12 protein-coding genes, 1 tRNA gene and 1 pseudogene are annotated in these 16,440 nt (G+C 64.7%); 2 read left to right on the top strand and 12 right to left on the bottom strand.

Features of this window, described 5'->3' with window-relative positions; all coding sequences use genetic code 11:
* Positions 1-452: 452 nt before the first annotated feature.
* Entirely contained in the window at positions 453-719 is a 267-nt protein-coding gene (locus tag GF399_04000) for a hypothetical protein (GenBank protein ID MBD3399475.1), read from the bottom strand.
* A 156-nt stretch (positions 720-875) separates the two neighbouring features.
* On the opposite strand from GF399_04000, the gene GF399_03995 reads away from it, so the two are divergent.
* Positions 876-2,723 (top strand): T9SS type A sorting domain-containing protein, encoded by a 1,848-nt coding sequence (locus GF399_03995; GenBank protein ID MBD3399474.1) that lies wholly within the window; start codon positions 876-878, stop codon positions 2,721-2,723.
* 200 nt (positions 2,724-2,923) lie between these two features.
* Here GF399_03995 and GF399_03990 read toward each other — a convergent pair whose 3' ends face one another.
* The 7 genes and pseudogenes from GF399_03990 to GF399_03960 form a co-directional block, all read right to left on the bottom strand.
* Positions 2,924-4,306, bottom strand: coding sequence for a hypothetical protein (locus tag GF399_03990; GenBank protein MBD3399473.1), 1,383 nt, complete (start codon positions 4,304-4,306; stop codon positions 2,924-2,926).
* Between the two features lie 599 nt (positions 4,307-4,905).
* Complete coding sequence (locus GF399_03985) at positions 4,906-5,817, bottom strand: polysaccharide deacetylase family protein (protein ID MBD3399472.1); 912 nt, start codon at positions 5,815-5,817, stop codon at positions 4,906-4,908.
* On the bottom strand, positions 5,814-7,859 hold the full coding sequence (locus GF399_03980; protein MBD3399471.1) for a DUF1925 domain-containing protein: 2,046 nt from the start codon (positions 7,857-7,859) through the stop codon (positions 5,814-5,816). The genes GF399_03985 and GF399_03980 overlap by 4 nt, the downstream gene beginning before the upstream one ends.
* Before the next feature lie 236 nt (positions 7,860-8,095).
* A pseudogene (locus GF399_03975) lies at positions 8,096-9,537 on the bottom strand (FAD-dependent oxidoreductase).
* Between the two features lie 56 nt (positions 9,538-9,593).
* Complete coding sequence (locus GF399_03970) at positions 9,594-10,136, bottom strand: hypothetical protein (GenBank protein ID MBD3399470.1); 543 nt, start codon at positions 10,134-10,136, stop codon at positions 9,594-9,596.
* 307 nt (positions 10,137-10,443) lie between these two features.
* Complete coding sequence (locus GF399_03965) at positions 10,444-11,475, bottom strand: hypothetical protein (GenBank protein MBD3399469.1); 1,032 nt, start codon at positions 11,473-11,475, stop codon at positions 10,444-10,446.
* Complete coding sequence (locus tag GF399_03960; GenBank protein MBD3399468.1) at positions 11,472-13,010, bottom strand: YifB family Mg chelatase-like AAA ATPase; 1,539 nt, start codon at positions 13,008-13,010, stop codon at positions 11,472-11,474. The genes GF399_03965 and GF399_03960 overlap by 4 nt, the downstream gene beginning before the upstream one ends.
* A gap of 223 nt (positions 13,011-13,233) precedes the next feature.
* Here GF399_03960 and GF399_03955 point away from each other — a divergent pair, with 223 nt between their 5' ends.
* Positions 13,234-13,491 (top strand): helix-turn-helix domain-containing protein, encoded by a 258-nt coding sequence (locus GF399_03955; GenBank protein MBD3399467.1) that lies wholly within the window; start codon positions 13,234-13,236, stop codon positions 13,489-13,491.
* 94 nt (positions 13,492-13,585) lie between these two features.
* On the opposite strand, the gene GF399_03950 is transcribed toward GF399_03955, so the two are convergent.
* From GF399_03950 to GF399_03935, 4 genes are all read right to left on the bottom strand, one after another.
* Positions 13,586-14,491 carry a hypothetical protein gene (locus tag GF399_03950; GenBank protein ID MBD3399466.1) on the bottom strand — a complete coding sequence of 302 codons (906 nt, stop codon included), beginning with the start codon at positions 14,489-14,491 and terminating at the stop codon, positions 13,586-13,588.
* Between the two features lie 19 nt (positions 14,492-14,510).
* Positions 14,511-15,272 (bottom strand): hypothetical protein, encoded by a 762-nt coding sequence (locus tag GF399_03945; GenBank protein MBD3399465.1) that lies wholly within the window; start codon positions 15,270-15,272, stop codon positions 14,511-14,513.
* Between the two features lie 152 nt (positions 15,273-15,424).
* Positions 15,425-15,500: transfer RNA gene (locus GF399_03940), tRNA-Arg, on the bottom strand.
* Between the two features lie 15 nt (positions 15,501-15,515).
* Complete coding sequence (locus tag GF399_03935; protein MBD3399464.1) at positions 15,516-16,034, bottom strand: adenine phosphoribosyltransferase; 519 nt, start codon at positions 16,032-16,034, stop codon at positions 15,516-15,518.
* Positions 16,035-16,440: the final 406 nt, after the last annotated feature.

Genomic DNA, 16,440 nt, shown 5'->3' with positions numbered 1-16,440 from the left:
CCAGTGGCTGGTAGCGCTGCTTGGGCGCGGGCTGATAGTCTTCGAGGAGGGGAAAGTCGCGACCGCAGCCGGTGAGCAGCAGCCCGGCGAGCAGCAGGCTCAGTCCCCAACGGGTCACGCGGCGTAACGCCATGGCTTCGCCCTCCCCGGGAACGGGCGCAGATTCTTCGATCCAGGAGCGTCGAACCGACGCCTACCACTGAGCGACTAAAGGCTGAATTTTACCAGAAAAGGCAGCACAAAAGGAACATCGTTGATCACTCCCCTCATTCTCACATGACAACTTGACATCCTCCAATATGCGTAAAATTATGACATAAGCCGCTTACCAAAAAACTAAGGCATCATGTAACCTGAGCGGAACAAACCTGATCGGACCAATTGAGCAGTGCATCCTGCGGGCAGTCGAGCGTGTTTTCGTCGTCGCGATGCTTGAAGCGGAACGACCTTTCTCAGATAAAGCGCCTGAAGTTGCCTTTGAAGCCAGCGTGAGCAGCCTTTAGCCGTCGTTTGGCGTCGCCCTGGAAGCTCTCGAGGCCGTTGATATGCACCTTGCCGTCAACCAGTGTCTTGTCATGCTTGATGCGCTTGTGGTGGAAGCCGTTGAGCGACAGTTTCTTGTGGGCCCGCCGGCCGTCGGCGTAGCGGGGTAGACGGTCGGTTCCAGCGCGGCCTGGCGAGCGGCGGCGCGGCGCTCCCTTGGTCGATTGTAAGTCGATTGTAAGTCGATTGCACCATGTGGCTGCTGTTTATTAGCGGATAAGCCGACCGCCCTGGCCGCGGCGGCCGCCGCAACGCTCAGCCATAATAAGCGAGCTATCTCTTTTTGCTTCTCTTGAGATAGCATTGCAAGATAGCTTCGTCTATCTTGGCCGATGGGCATATTCCTTTCCGTAATTCTTACATTTACATCTGCCGTCGGGCAACTTATAGTGCGTTCTATGGTTACATTTTGGGCAACAACTGGGCCGGTCGGTTGCTCGGTTTTCCGCCACTTGTTGCCCCCCCTTTTTCGCGGCAGAATATCACAGCCCATCCCGGATGTTATCAGCAGGTTACAGACAGCTGGCGGTCCGAAGACGGTAGACGATCCCCAAACCAAAAAAGGAGTCGCGATGTCTTTCAATAAAATTCTCCTCACCATCGTCTTACTCGCCGGCGCCTCGTTTGGCACCTTTACTTTCGCCGAAACTCAGCTCGGCAGCTCGGGCTCATCGGTGGATTTTTATGATGGTATGGCTTACATTGCCGGAGTCAGCGGTAATGAGTTGGAAACCCAGCATGTCGTCGGCTTCAATGCCGCCGGCGAACCAATGTTCTCTTCAGTAGAGCTACTTTCAGTTGTTACAGAAGCGCTAAGTCAGGTAACAGTATCATTTCTAGAAGACGGTACACATAATGACCAAGAATGGTTTAATTACCCGATGGTAGTTGCTGATGGATTGGGAACATATAGTACTGTATTTGGGAGATATCAAGAATTAGTCGGCTATTCCCGCTGCAAATGGATAGATACTAGTCCATTTTGGCAGCATACAATGTGCTACGATGGCACAGTACCAACAAAAATGCCTAGCGAGGATAGGAGTCTCGGTGATAACGAAGTCAATGAACCTCCTCCTCATAAAGAATGCTCCCAATCTGTAGCTGATCTATATACTGCCAATGAATTTGGAGAATCTGTACCATTACCAATTGTTCTATACTATGATGAAAGCAATGATGAGATAGATTTTAGCCGTGCTTGGCGCTGGTATATTTTCGACTTCTATTGGTCAACCTATACGGTTACGGAGGATGTTTATTCATGTAAATCAACTGATATCTGTTTCAAGCGTGACTACCTACAAGATAGCTATATTGCAGCTTTCGAAGCCGACGGTAGCTACTACATAGTTCGCGATGATAATATTTGGGACGATCCTTGGGTAGACGACCTGCTCGAAATCTCAGACAACGCGGCCGGTTGCATTCGTATCGACACCTACGACCACCAGCACTACGGCGTCGTCTACCTCGAAGAGGAGAGCGGCGGCGACACCTTCCGGCTCTACTACATCGAAAGCAGTGACGGCGGGTTGACATGGTCGAACCCCCAATCGATCCGCTCCGGCATTGAATACTTATTCAACGATGGGGATAACGAGGCCATCGACCTGCATTACGGCTCCCTCGAAGGCGGTCCGATCAACAAGCCCTATATCGTTTTCACCGATGTAGATGACGCAACAAACGAAAAACGGCTGTACGTCGCTACCTGGCGGATGGAGCCTTTCCAGCCGATCGGCTGGTACGCCGACGCCTACGATCCTCCCATTGCTCCCAACCCGTATATCCGCGCCTCTGAAGGAGCGGATCCCTTCTGCGTGGTCGGTTGCGGTTTCTACTTCTACGATAACCCCAGCCTCACACTCGATGAAGACAACGAGGTGGCTGAGGCGCCCGATAACGCCGTCGAGCCCGTCTCCCTGGTCTATCCCAATCCAGCAACGGATAGGGTCAAGCTGGAGTTGAAACTGGAGAACGCCACCTTCTGTTCCTACCGTATCTATGACATCGCGGGTCGCTGCGTAGGCGAAGAAAACCTGGGCCTGCTCGCGGCTGGTCGCCACATCATCGAGATTCCCCTCGACGAAGGCGGCCGGACTCTGCCCAACGGCGTCTACAGCGTCAGCGTCGCCACCGACGAACGGACCACCAACCGCCGGATCGTTGTACGGTAATAATGGGCGCTGGAGCGAACTCGGAGGTGGGCGGATCCCCACCTCCGTTTCTTCGGGTCCCGCCCGCGCAGCGATGACTAACGGCTCTCATGTCTCAGCCGTCGATTGAAGCCAAAGGCCAACGCTTGGGTCATAAAAAACCGGGACGCCCTGGAGCGTCCCGGTTTGTTCAGCGGATCAACTAAGCGTTGTCGCCGGGTCTAGTCGACAGCCTTGATGGCGCCCCAGCTGGTGGGGACGACGGCGTCGGTGCCCGGAGCGGCGAGGGCCTCGACGAGCTTGAAGGTGTAATGACGAGGATTGTCACCACTCGGCTGATCGCTGTTGACGTAAGTGGCCTCGGTACGGCCCCAACCGTCATCGGCGAAGACAACGAGCTGATAGTACGGGTAATTGCTGCCGTTGACTTCGAGGGTGCTGGTATCGAGGTTGTAGTAGGCGGTGGTCATCTCGTAGCTGATGATCTCTTCCTCATCGTCCTCGATCTTGCCGTGATTCGCGCTACCGTCGCCGACAGGCTCTTCATCATCGTTGTATACCTTGACGACGTAGCCGACATCGACGGGTCCGTAGGGGTTGTTGTTGGCGCTGTCGTCCCAGTCGAGCTCGTAGATGTCACCCTGCGTGACCGTGTCGGGGTAGTTGGCATCGATTCCACCGGCACCGGAGTAATCCTTGCCGCTGGGATGGTACATATCAAAATCGCTGGGAGCCTGCCAGACGATGAACGCGGCGCAGGCTTCGTCGTCGATCTTGACCGGGTTGTTATAGAGCCAGTAGGTGCCGGCCATGCCGTGCTTGTCCTCGACGCCGATGGTGGCGCTGCCGCCCTTGTCGTGGCCGGTGCCGGGGACGCTGATGTCCTGCAGGTTGATGGTGTAGGAGTAGTCGTCGTAGTCGAGGATGAGCTGGAAGGAGACGGTGCCGTCGACGAGATCCTCGTAACCGCGGATGCCCAAATCGACCCAGGAGATGATGAACTCATTGCCCTCGGACTTGGTGTAGACGTGGCTGTTGTCGAGCATCACCAGGTCGTCCCAGAAGGCGGCGATGAAGGAATGCTGGTCGCCGTAGAGGTCGGGCAGCAGGCGGTTGGCGTAGTCGTCGTAATCGCCGCTGGAGTAGTACTGGGACTCGAAACCGACCAGGCCGTTGGTGGAGACGTAGATGCTGTCGTAGTCACCGCCGGAGTCGAGATCGGCGTTGTCGTAGAAGGTGAAGGTGCCGGGCAGGGTGACGGAGACGGCCATATCGTCACCGGTCAGGTTGAGCTCGGTGCCGTCGGAGATGTCGCGCCAGTCGTAGTCGGGCTCGATCATCCCGGAGAGCCCCTCGTTATCGATGTAGACGTAGTATTCGGGGTTGTAGGGGTTCTCGGCGTCGTGGGAGGTGTCGAAATCGACGCCCAGGTCGTCGGAGCCCTGCTCGCCGTCCCAGGGAAGGTACTGGATCATGGTGGGACCCGGCGCGCCGACGACGGGATTGGAATTGACGTTCTGGCCGGCGGTGACGGTGATGGCGTTGCCGGCGAAGACCGCTCCGCAGAGGGCCAGGCTGAAGAGGAGCACCAGAATCTTCCGCATATCTTCCTCCGGTTTGGTAGTGGAGGCTTTCGACCACACTGGGTGGACTTAAAGCTGGGGTTGAAAAGCTACGTGATAAAAACGTTGGCGAAGTCTAGAGATGAATCCGGCTTGAGCAGTTTGTTGACCAGTTTGATGATCGGTGTAACTAAAAGAAACAGGGGCCGCCCGTTGGAATTGGCTGTTTGTATCAGGGGCGTGCCCGGTTGTAAGCCTAGCTGCTACCCGGCGTGAGCCGCCGACACAGTCCGTGGGGTGAGCGCGTTCCGGACGGCACAGTACGTGTAGTCTAGCTGCTACCCGGCGTGAGCCGCCGACACAGTCCGTGGGGTGAGCGCGTTCCGGACGGCACAGTACGCGTGGTCTAGCTGCTACCCGGCGTGAGCCGGCCGACACAGTCCGGCCCTCCTCCGGCTTGAGGTGAGAGCGTACCCGGTTAGGAACGCTCGGGGAAACACTCGGAGGACACTCGACGGTTGGGGTCGTAACAATCTGACGCCCCTCGACCGGCGCCGGAAGGTGCTTGAGCACAGCCGATGCAGGATGATAAATGCGGACTTTGCTAACAGTGGTCAGGTTACCACAGGGTGGTTGAACTGTCAAGGTTTATCAGCCTTGCCGGAGCGGCGGCGGCGGCGTTGCTGGGCGGCGGTCAGCAGGGTAAACCAGTTGATGATGCGGTTGTTGAGGTCCTCGGCCCAGTAGCGTCGCGGATGGCGCAAGCCCAGACGCACGGCCAGGGCGCCGGCGCCGTCGGTCAGGTACATTCCCGTCCGGGCCAGAGCCGTGGGGTGTCGACGACCGCGGCCCGTGCGATCGACGACGCCGATGCCGTAGAGGTAGCCGGATTCGCGGACGGCGGCGCGCACCCGCTCGTCATGGCGGCCGAACGGATAGCAGAAGCACTTCGGCGTCCGGCCCAGCTCAGCGCTGATCGCCTCGCGGGACTCGACCAGCTCGCGCTCCAGCTCGCCGTCGGGCAGGTCGGTCAGGTCGCGGTGGCTGACGCCGTGGCTGCCGCAGGTCACCAGGCCGCTCGCGGTCAGCTCCCGGGCCTCGTCCCAGCTCAGATGGCGAAAGCGCCCCCGGGCCAGGGAGTGGTCCCAGTCGTTGGGCCGTCCGGCGTAGCCGGTGACCAGGAAAACCGTCGCCGGGCAGGCGAACTCCTCCAGCAGGGGCCGAGCGTGCTCGAGGACGGAGCGGTAGCCGTCATCGAAGGTCAGTACCACCCCGCGCCGCGGCGGGCTGTCGCCGTGCAGGGCCTCGAGGTAGTCCACCAGGGCAAAAACGGGCAGTCGGGCGCCGCGGATCAGTTCGAGCTGTCGGTGGAAGGCCCGCGGTGTAAGCCAGGTACCGCCGAGCTCCAGCTCCGGCTGAACCTTGTGATAGGTCAACACGACCACGGGTTCCGGGGCCGTCGTGCCGTAGCGTCGGCGGTGATGGTAGCGCAGCAGGGCGACCAGGCCGAGGAGGGCCGCCCCGGCGCCGAAGAGCCACCAGTTGATGCTCATCTGCTTCCCTGGACGCCGAACTCGGCCCGCAGGCGGCGTCGTCCGGCCGGGGGCAGCTCGATCCGCCAGGCCCAGACCAGTTGCAGGCCCTGCCAGCTCCGCCGCACCCCGGCCTCGGTGCCCTCGAGGGTCAGCAGGCGGGCACGCCAGAGCCGGGCCGCCGGGGCTACTTCACTGGACAGGGTCAGCCCCGTCCCCTCGTCGGCGAGGCGCCAGGCTTCGACGTTCTTACTGCGACCGCGCCGGGTGACCGAACGTTCACTCCAGCTTTCGCCCGAGCGCGTCGCCAAAGCCAGTTGCTTGGGTCCCGCCGGCGGGGAAGGGCTGAGGTCGAGCAACAGATCGAAGGCCAGCGGCGCGGAGTCGGGGTTGATCAGCTCCAGCTCCCAGCGCCAGGCGCCGCTGCCGCTCAAGCTCACGCTCTGCCCGAGGTGAAGCCCTCGACCGGCGAACCGAATCGTCTTGCCGTGCCGGGCCGTCTTGCCGGAAACGTCCAGGGAGTCCAGCATGGGGTAGACGGCCTCCAGGCCGCCGGTCAGGAAGCGCTCGGCGCTCGAAGCCGGCGGCAGCAGGGCGAGACGGGCGAAGCCGCGCCGGGCGGCGTCGACCTTGAAGCCCGGCGTCTTCGCCGGATGGTAGGGCTCGGCGATACGGGTGAAGCCGCCGGCCAACCCCGCCGGCGGCTCCTTGACCAGCCACTCCAGCACGGCGCCCTCGTGATCGAGAACCAGCAACTGGCGATGGTCGTTGAAGACGGCCGTCGGACGGCCCAGCCCCTCGTAGTCCAGCTCCTCGAGCCGGAGCCCCGCCGCGTCGTCCAGCCGGCGCAGCACCCGGGCCAGGCAGCGATAGGAGTGGTGGCGCAGGAAGTGGTAGTAAGCCCCGCCGAACAACCCGTGCCAGAAGTGATCGTTGACCACGGCCCGATCGACTAGGTCCCACAGCTCGGCCGCCTCGAGGGCGTCGATATCGCAGCGGCGGTTGTTCAGGCGCTCACGGACGTAGAGGTACAACCGCTGCAGTCGACCCGCGGAAGGATACTTGACCAGGAAGTTGCGCCAGTGGGTGCCGCGGATGAACTTCAGCGCGTCGTCCCTGACCGCATCTGTGTCGACGCTGGCTTCCAGACGCTCGGGCAGGTCCTCCAGCCGGGAACGGGCCGGGGTCGGCAAGGCCCAGACCGCCATCTTGTCGTAGGAGGCCGTCGGCAGATAGACCAGGCGTTCCGGCGGGCGGCGCTCCAGGGCCGTCGACAGCCGCACACAGAGCAACGACGCCTCCCCCTTAAGGGCGCCGAGGAAGCGCGCCATCCACCCGTCCCGGTAGCACAGGGTGTAGGTGCTGCCCCGCTTGGCCGGCCAGAGCCCCATCTTCTCGGCGTCGCTCATGATCACCACCACGCCGGGACGGTCGGCGTCGCCCGTGCGGGCGCCGGCGAGGTACTCCAGCGTCGCCGCCGGCTCCTCCCAGGGAATCAAATAGCGGATACGCTCGTCGATCGGGAAAACCGCCAGGTTGTCCGCCCCGTCAGCCGTGGCGAAGGTGCGGTAGACCTGCTCCGTCGACCAGCCCAGATCGTGGAAGTGCCGGTCGTCCAACAAAGTGTAACGGTACCCGGCCCCGGCGAGCTCCGCCGCCAAACGCGGCTCCCAAACCCGCTCCGCCAGCCAGGCCCCCGCCGGACGCCGGTCGAAAAGCTCCTCCAACCGGTCCGCCAGCCGCTCGAGCTGACGCCGCCGGTCGTCGGGATGGAGCATGGCCAGGATCGGCTCGTAGTAACCCCCGCCGAGAAGCTCCAGCCGCTCCTCCCAGATCAACTCACCCAACCGCTCGACATACACCGGGTGCTCGTCGACCAGCCAGTCCAGCAGCGCTCCCGAGATGTGCAGGTTGAAGCGCAGCCCGCTTGAATCCAGCTCCCGCACCAGAGGCTGGTAGCTACGCTCGAAGGCGTGTTCGAAGGTGCCGGGAAAGTTGCCCACCGGCTGGTGGAGGTGGAAGATCACCGGCACCAGCAGGTCGCGCTTGTCCCTGTCTACCATCGGAGCGTCTCCTCGTTAACGGGGGGTCGGCGGTTTCGCGCCGACCTTTGAAGAGCTGTTGGCGAACGGCTCAACGCTGCCGAGCGCCCCGCCCCGGAACTGGCACGGTTTTTGCACCACCGAACCCCGTAGTCCGTCCAGCGGGTTTGGACGCCGCAAAAACCGTGCCAGTTCCGGGGCGGGGCGCGGTTGGACCGGGGGTCACGGATGGTGCACTTCAAAGGTCGGCGCGCGGTTTAGAGCGCGACGGCTTTGGCCATTCCGGCGCGGATGTGCTCGCCGACGGGTCCGGCCCGCAGGCTCTCGAGTTCCGCGAACAGGCGCTCGAGGCGTTGCTGGTAGTCCGCTCCACCGAGGGCGCCCAGGTGGTGGGCGGCGTCGAGGCCGGCGATCCGGCCGCCGATCATGGCGCTGGAGGCTTCCTCGATCCCGCCGCAGTCACCGGCGACGTAGAGCCCGGGAACGCTGGTCTCACCGCGGTCGTTGCGCAGGGCGACCCAGCCACCGAGTTCGGCGATGTAGCCGTGTTCGGCCCCGGCCATGCGCAGGAGGGTGTTCTGCGGCGCCAGGCCAATGGCCAGGCAGACGGCGTCGCAGTCGTAGGTTCGCTCGGTGCCGGTTACGGGCCGCCAGTTATCCAGCTCGGCGACGACGGCGGTCTCGACCTTCTCCCGACCCTCGACGCGCAGAATCGAATGCTCGCAGAGGATGGGCACCCCGGCGCGGCGGACCTTGCTGGCGTGAACCTGGTAGCCGCCGTAGAGGGGCAGGCCCTCGACGATGGCCACGACCTCGCAGCCGGCCTGGAGCAGTTGGTAGCTGACGATCAGGCCGATGTTGCCGGCACCGACCATCAGCAGGCGCTCGGCGGGCAGGACGCCGTGGACGTTCATCAACGTCTGGACGGCCCCGGCGCCGTAGACGCCGGGCAGGTCAGAGCCGGGGAAGGCCAAGGCCTTCTCGCCGGCGCCGGCGGCGACGACGATCTTCCGCGGCTCGAACTTCCAGTAGCGTCCGTCATGTTCGACGTTGACCACGCCGTCGGGGTAGATCCCCAGGACCGTCGAATCGCCCCACAGGGTGACGTTGTCGCGCTCGGTCAGCTCGGCGTGCAGGTCGTCGCCGATGATGAAACCGCGGACCCCGGCGCGTTGGAGCTTGGAGCCGAAGAACTTGTGGGTCTGCTTGACCAACTGGCCGCCGAAGCGGGGGCCGTCGTCGACGACGAGGATCTCGACACCGGAGGGGGCGGCTTCGACGGCGGCGCAGAGCCCCGCCGGACCGCCGCCGACCACCAGCAGGTCGAGTTCGCGCGGCTGGACGGCGGGCTCCAGGGTGGGGAAGCTCATCGCTCGACCTCCCCGGCCGCGGCGCTGTCGAGGCGACCCTTGTCGCGTTGGCGCTCGATGCGCATCCCCGCGCGCAGCGGAGTGACGCAGACGCGGACGTTGGGGTGGCCGTCGACGACCATCAGGCAGCTCGAGCAGTTGCCGACGGCGCAGAAGAAACCGCGGGGACGTCGGCGCTTGATCGAGTAGCGTAGGACCTGTACGCCGTTGTCGTGCAGAGCGGCGGCGATCGGTTCGCCCTCGTAGCCCTCGAGGATCTCGCCGTCCAGGGTGAAAGCCACCCGCCGGCCCCGCTCGAATTCCAGCACGGGATGCTCGTCAATTCTCATCACGGGCCTCGTTCGCAGTTGACGTAGGTTGTTGTCGAAAAGGCAACGCTCGCGATTCAGAGCTGCTGGCCGGGTTCTTCGTCGGGGAAGAGGAGGATCTCCTCCTCGCCGAGTTGGAGCAGGATCTGCCCCACCGCCCCCGCCGGATCGGGCTCCCAATCGGCGAAGCGGCGCAGCTCCCGGGCGCCGTAAAGAATCTGGGGCGCCAGCTCGTCGGTTGCGCGGCGGAACTCGGCCTCGATCTCGGCGGCGGCGTCGCTGAAGGCCGCCAGGGCCGCGGCCTTGGCCGCCCGAGGGTCCGCCTCGCTCAGCTCCGTCTGCAGCAGGGCGGCCTCGCGCTCGGCCGTCTCGAGGGCCCGCTCGCGCTCCTCGACGGCGGCGATGAAGTCGGCCAGATCGCTGAACAGGGCCCGCACGGCGCCGTCGTAGTCGGTTCGCTCGTCAACGACGACGCGCAGCTCGGCAGCCGCTCCACCGGCATCTTCGGCCGCCAGCCGCTCGTTGAACAGCGTCTCCAGCTCACGTGTCTGCTCGACGGCGGGGTTGGCGCAGCCGGAGAGCAGAGCCAGGAGTACAAAGCTGGGCGGGAGTCGGCGCATCGACCTTTGGAGTAGGCTGCAAAGTCTGGGAAACGGACCGCGTCTAATACCCCGGTGATCCGGCGGCGGACCCGTGACAACCTCTTTCGCCCCGTCGCCTCTCCCGGGGCCGGAGTTGGCACGGTTGTTGCAGCTCGGCGACCGTCGGTCTGTCCGGAGGGTATCGCCTCCGCAACAACCGTGCCAACTCCGGCCCCGGGCTGAAGTGACCCGCGATCCGTCCGGAGCATAAACTCAAGGGTCCGCCGCGCCGGGGTGGGTCCCGTAGGACGTATTACCTCGTCGAGCCGTCATTGTGTTCGGCTCGCTAATACCCCGCGAGGTAGTTGATCGTCAGCTCGGAGATCGCGGTGTCGGCGCCGCGCTCGCCGGGGTAGGCCTCGAGGATGGTCAGGGTCAGCCAGTTGACCGTGTGGGTCTCTTCCAAACGGATCACCGCAGTTCGCGGGGTGTCCTCGAGTTCATGTTCGACGATGGTGCCGTCGGCGAGTTCGAGGCGCACGCGGCGTGGGCGTCCGTAAGTGCACCAGACCTCGGGCGAGGCGCACCAGCCGGGCAGCAGGGCCACGTTGCGGACCTCGAAGGGCAGGATGAACTCGAGGCCGAGGGATTGGCCCGTTCCTTCGCCGTCGACGCCCTCGACCCAGGCGGTGGCGATGTCGCCGTCGATGGCGGCGGCGGGGAAGCAGTCGGCGGAGTCGGCGGCGAGGTAGCTGTCGGCGTAGGCGAGCCAGAGCGGTTCGAGGATTTTCTCCAGCTCGACATCGAGTTGGAGGTACTGCTGGTGGTGGCTCTCGCTCAGGCCGCCGGGCGGCGCGCCGTCGTGACGCAGGGGCAGCACGTCGGCGCGGCTGAAGCCGTGGACGGCGGGATCGCAAGGCAGGTCGCGGCTCAGCAGCAACACCTCATCGTCGGCGGCGAAGCCGATGAACATCCCGCCCTCGAGCAGGGTTTCCACGGTGGCGTGGGGCTTCCAGCGCAGCAGGGTGTAGCGCGTCCTTCCCCCCAGCAGCAGGTAAGCAACGCCGTTGTGGAAGCGGCCGACCAGCTCCTCGCAGCCCCGGGGCAGCTCGACGACGGCGGTCTGATCGGGGGCGGCGCCGTCTGCGGTGCTGAAGCGCAGGGTGACCCGACGACCCATGCGTTCATCATCCTCGTCTCCCGAGCGGTACTCCTCGACCTCGAGGGGGTCGACGTGTACACAACCGCCCAGGACCAACGGCTGCAGTCCCGCGCTCACCACCCAGCCTTGTTCGAGGCCGCCCCCGGCCGGGGCCGCCGTCGGGCAAAGCACAGCGCAGAGCAACACGAGGGGGACGATTCGGCAACTGTGGCTCATACTCCCCCCTTGAACTCCCGGTCCAGGCTGCGGTAGGCGATGCCCTCGGAGACGTGGGCGGCGTTGATCTGTTCGGCGCCCTCGAGGTCGGCGATGGTGCGGGACAGCTTGAGGACGCGGTCGTAGGCCCGGGCGGAGAAGCCGAGGCGGTCGACGGCCTGGCGCAGCAGTTGGCGGGCCTGCTCGGTCGGACGGCAGAACTTGCGGATCAGCTTGCTGGAGAGGCCGGCGTTGGAGTGGACGCCGTGACCGGCGTAGCGTTCGCGCTGACGCCGACGGGCAACGTTGACGCGCTCCTTGGCGACCTCGCCGGGCTCGCCGCCGCTCTTGGCGGCCAGCTCCTCGTAGGGCACGGCGGGGACCTCGAGGTGGATATCTACGCGGTCGAGGAGGGGACCGGAGATCTTGGAGCGGTAGCGGGCGATCTGGGCGGGGCTGCAGGTACAGGAGTGCTTGGGGTCGCCGTGATAGCCGCAGGGGCAGGGGTTCATCGAGGCCACCAGGGTGAAGCCGGCGGGGAAGGTCAGGCTGATCTGGGCCCGGGCGATGGTCACCCGGCGGTCCTCCATCGGCTGGCGCAGGACCTCGAGGACGCGGCGCTCGAACTCGGGCAGCTCGTCGAGGAACAGCACGCCGTGGTGGGCCAGGGAGACCTCGCCGGGGCGGGGGTAGCTGCCGCCGCCGATCAGTCCGGCCGCCGAGATGGTGTGGTGGGGGGAGCGGAAGGGCCGGGTGGCGACCAGGGCGCGCTCCGGTGGCAGGGTGCCGGCGACGGAGTGGACCCGGGTGGTCTCCAGGGCCTCTTCGAGGGACATGTCGGGCAGGATCGTCGGCAGACGCCGGGCCAGCATGGTCTTGCCGGCGCCGGGAGGGCCGATCATCAGCAGATTGTGACCGCCGGCGGCGGCGACCTCGAGGGCCCGCTTGGCGTGCTCCTGTCCCTTGACGTCCTGGAGATCGACGCCGTAGACGGCGGCCTGGGCGAACTCGTCCTCCAGGTCGACGCGGTGGGGTTCCAGCTCGAGACGACCCTCGATGAACTCGCCGGCCTCGGCCAGGGTCCGGGCCGGGTAGACGTTCAGGTCCTCGACGAGGGCGGCTTCGCGGGCGTTCTGGGGCGGGACGATCAGAGCCTCGAAGCCCTCACGCTCCAGGGCCGCGGCCAGGGGTAGTACGCCGCGCACCGGACGCAATTCACCGTCCAAAGAGAGCTCGCCGACGACGGCCAGCTTGTCGCGGCGCACGGCGATCAACTGGCGGGTGGCCAGCAGGATGGCCAGGGCGACGGGCAGATCGAAGGCCGGCCCCTCCTTCTTAACGTCGGCGGGGGCCAGGTTGATGGTGTAGCTGCCCGGCGGGTAGTCGAAGCCGGAATTGCGCACCGCCGACTGGACCCGTTCCTTGGATTCCCGCACGGCGACGTCGGGCAGGCCGACGGTGGAGTAGCTCGACAGGCCAGCGGAGACGTCGGCCTCGACCTCGACGACGTAGCCGTCGACGCCGCGGACGGCGGCGGAGTAGATTTTGGCGAGCATGGAAACCGTCGGCTGAAGGAGGGGATTGCGGGACGGGAATGACGACGCAACGGTCAACCCCGTTCCTGTCATGTAGATTGTGACGTCGGGTTCCGATGTTACCAGAGCGGTAACCCGGCGGGCAAGGCATCTTTTCACGCAACTGACAAAATGACAGCATATGTCATTGAGAGGGATTATACTGACACATAGAGGTTAATTGACAGTCAGGTTGGAGGTGGTCATGACGGTCATCGATGATCAGTGCGCCCTGGGGATCAGCGTCCGGCGGCACCGTGAGCAGCTGGGTCTGAGCCAGGAGGCCCTGGCCCTGCGCGTCGGTCTGCACCGCACCTATATCGGCTCGATCGAGCGCGGCGAGCGCAACATCACCGTGCGCAACCTGATCCGCCTGGCCGGGGGGCTGGGGATCAGCCCCCGGCAGCTCCTCGACGAGGTCCTGAGCGGCGGAGTCGTCGAACAGGGTTTAAAGGCTCCCTGACCGACCGGCGGGCATGCTGGGCTGGGGACGGGTGAAAAACGGGGACCGCTCGGGTCCCCGTTCTGCGTCGATTAATTCCACCGGCGGCGATCGGTCAGCGCACCTCGGCCTTGATGGCCCCCCAGCTCGCCGGCTCGACGGCCAGGCCGACCTGGAACCAGTCGAGGATGTCGTTGGCCACGTACATCCGCTCCTCGCCGGAGCTTTCGGTGCCGATGCTCTCCAGGGGCAGCGAGGAGAGGACGATGCGCCAGGTGCCGCCGTAGGCGCTGACGCCCTCGTTGGCGATGATGCAGTCGCCGCGGTCGGTGCCGCCGGAGTCGCGCCAGGTCAGAGCGCTCCAGGAGCCACCGCTGGTGTCCAGCACGTCGGGATAGTTGTAATCGCCGGCGGCCCAGAAGATGGAGTAGGGCACACCATTGAGCGGCGGGGTTGACGAACCGCCCCCCGCCGACCAGGTGTTGTCGACGTAGATGGGGTTGGTGAAATTGACGAGGGGGTACTCCAGGCCGACGTACTGGCTGAAGAGGGTCGAGAAGAACTGGCCCTGGGTGCTCGAATCGGCGACGCAGTTCCAGGCGATGTACATCCCGGAGAGCCAGACGCCGCGGTAATCATCGGCCGGTGTCGAAGACAGGTATTGAACGACGGCGTTCTCCTCGTTCTCGGTCAGGGTGATGTGGCCGGCGGGACCGTCGGCGGGCGAGGTGCCGCCGGAGAGGCCGGTGTACCAGATCACCGCATCGTACTCGGCCAGCAGCGACGCCGACACCTCGCCGGAGTGGACCCAGTGGTCGTAGTAGTAGGGATGGCCGAAGATGTCGTCGATGGCGTCCCGGTAATAATCATCGAAGTACAGCGGATCGGCCACGCCGTCGGTCTGATCGGCGATCAGCAGTACGCCGGGATCCCCCGGGCCGCGTGATTCGGCGTCGTCCCGGAGGGCGGTCCCGCCCAGGGCCAGGATCGGCAGCAGCAACAGGATCGGCCAACTACGCATCTGTTTTCACTCTCCCGCTCTAGTCGGCCAGGGCCTTGATCCGACCCCAACTGGCCGGCCGGACGTCGACGGTGTCGTCGAGGTAGTCCAGCAGGGCCTGCATATAATCGTCTTTGGTCGAGGAACCGTCGGCCAGGGCGCCGAAGAGGACGGAGCTGACCACGGTGCGGCCGCCGGCCTCGCAGGCCACCACCCGGCCGTTGGTGATGTTGCCCATCGGCTCGCCGGTGAAGACCACCACGCCGCCGTCGTTGGTCAGCTCATCGAGATAGTTGTCGGTGTAGTCGGCACGGTAGCCCGGGCAGTCGAAACTCAGCCCGGCGGCCCAGGTGCCCGGGACACCCTCGAGGCTCTGGACGTTGCCCTCTTCGTACTCGTTGCCGTCGTGGAGGTAGTCGGCGCCGAACAGGGACCACAGGCCGGTGGAATGATAGTCGTAGCCCACGTCGCCGCCCTCGAGGTACAGCCCCTTCCAGGCGGCGAAAGCCTCCAGGGCCTGCAGGTCGTCGTAACCCAGGATCTCGGAGTCGGGGAAGGTGCCCAGCAGGACAAAGGCCAGATCGTAGCCCGACAGGTCGTCGGGAACGTCGCTTACCAGCTCGTAATCGGCTCCGGCGGCGTCCAGGGCCGCGATGACGGCCTCTTCGGAGCCGACCGGGCCGTCGCCGTCGGGGTCGGCGAAGGTGTAGCCGCCGTCGTAATCGGCGACCAGCACCTCGAGGGCCGGTGCGACGACGGCGAGGAAACAGACGAGCAGGACGGCGAGAACGGTTGTGCGCAAAGAAACTCCTTGGCGGTTTGCGGAAGCCGTACCTCAAATATAGTAAAAAAACTCGGTACCGGCAAGGCGGACACCCGCCGGTTCGGTTTTATCTACGCCGCCGGGCGGGTTTTTGTCCCCGCCGCCCGGTCGGGGATGTCGCGGACGGCCTTTGGTGGGGCTGGGGGGAATTGAACCTCCGGCACGCGGTTTAGGAAACCGCTGCTCTATCCACTGAGCTACAGCCCCGCGCCGCTGCGGTTTTCAGGTATGGATCAGGCTGTTGACGGTCACCCCGGGCAGCTTCCCGCGGCCCTCGAGGAAGTCGAGCTCGATGACGAAGTCGGCGGCGATGACCTTGCCGCCGGCCTGCTCGATCAGCTTGACCGCGGCGGCGGCGGTGCCGCCGGTGGCCAGCAGGTCGTCGATCAGCAGCACGCGCTGGCCGGGCTCGAAGGCGTCGGTGTGGACCTCGAGGGTGGCCGTACCGTACTCCAGCTCGTAGGTCTCCTCGTAGGTCGCGGCGGGCAGCTTGCCCTTCTTGCGCACCAGCACCAGGCCGCAGTCGAAGCGGTCGGCCAGGGCGGCGCCGAAGATGAAGCCCCGACTCTCGATCCCGGCGATGACGTCGGGGGGATTGTCTTTGTGCAGCGCCTCGAGGGCGTCCAGGGTCTTCTTGAAACCCTCGGGGTGGCCGATCAGGGTGGTAATGTCCTTGAAGCTGATGCCCGGCTTGGGGAAGTCCTCGATGACGCGGATGTATTGGAGCAGATCCTGGCTCATGGTCGTCCTTCCTGCGGTGATCTTAGGGGTGACTTGGCACGGGGAGGCCTATTTTAGCATATTCAGCCGATAAGAAAAGGCCGTCCCCGGTCGCCGGTTCAGAGCCTGAAGACTGAGCGAGTCAGGAAAGGACCAACTAAGCATATTCAGCCGATAAGAAAAGGCCGTCCCCGGTCGCCGGTTCAGAGCCTGAAGACTGAGCGAGTCAGGAAAGGACCAACTAAGCATATTCAGCCGATAAGAAAAGGCCGTCCCCCGGGTCGCCGGTTTCAGGGTGGGGTCGACGGCGACCTTGGGGAACGGCCGGGGGCACGGAGCAAACTTGCGGTTCGCCGGCGGCGGGAGCGGTGCTCGATGCAGGTTGCCTGCGAAGGATCCCGGCCCGGTGGGCTGCAGGGCCGACGCT

The organism is Candidatus Coatesbacteria bacterium (assembly GCA_014728225.1).
Taxonomy (GTDB): Bacteria; RBG-13-66-14; RBG-13-66-14; order RBG-13-66-14; family RBG-13-66-14; genus WJLX01.
The sequence above is the reverse complement of the archived record's forward strand: the minus strand, read 5'-3'. Positions and strand labels throughout refer to the sequence as shown.

Bases quoted from the DNA above. Each gene is read 5' to 3' on its own strand.
- GF399_03995 (MBD3399474.1), top strand. From the start codon at position 876: ATGGGCATATTCCTTTCCGTAATTCTTACATTTACATCTGCCGTCGGG.
- GF399_03990 (MBD3399473.1), bottom strand. From the start codon at position 4,306: ATGCGGAAGATTCTGGTGCTCCTCTTCAGCCTGGCCCTCTGCGGAGCG.
- GF399_03985 (MBD3399472.1), bottom strand. From the start codon at position 5,817: ATGAGCATCAACTGGTGGCTCTTCGGCGCCGGGGCGGCCCTCCTCGGC.
- GF399_03980 (MBD3399471.1), bottom strand. From the start codon at position 7,859: ATGGTAGACAGGGACAAGCGCGACCTGCTGGTGCCGGTGATCTTCCAC.
- GF399_03970 (MBD3399470.1), bottom strand. From the start codon at position 10,136: ATGCGCCGACTCCCGCCCAGCTTTGTACTCCTGGCTCTGCTCTCCGGC.
- GF399_03965 (MBD3399469.1), bottom strand. From the start codon at position 11,475: ATGAGCCACAGTTGCCGAATCGTCCCCCTCGTGTTGCTCTGCGCTGTG.
- GF399_03960 (MBD3399468.1), bottom strand. From the start codon at position 13,010: ATGCTCGCCAAAATCTACTCCGCCGCCGTCCGCGGCGTCGACGGCTAC.
- GF399_03955 (MBD3399467.1), top strand. From the start codon at position 13,234: ATGACGGTCATCGATGATCAGTGCGCCCTGGGGATCAGCGTCCGGCGG.
- GF399_03950 (MBD3399466.1), bottom strand. From the start codon at position 14,491: ATGCGTAGTTGGCCGATCCTGTTGCTGCTGCCGATCCTGGCCCTGGGC.
- GF399_03935 (MBD3399464.1), bottom strand. From the start codon at position 16,034: ATGAGCCAGGATCTGCTCCAATACATCCGCGTCATCGAGGACTTCCCC.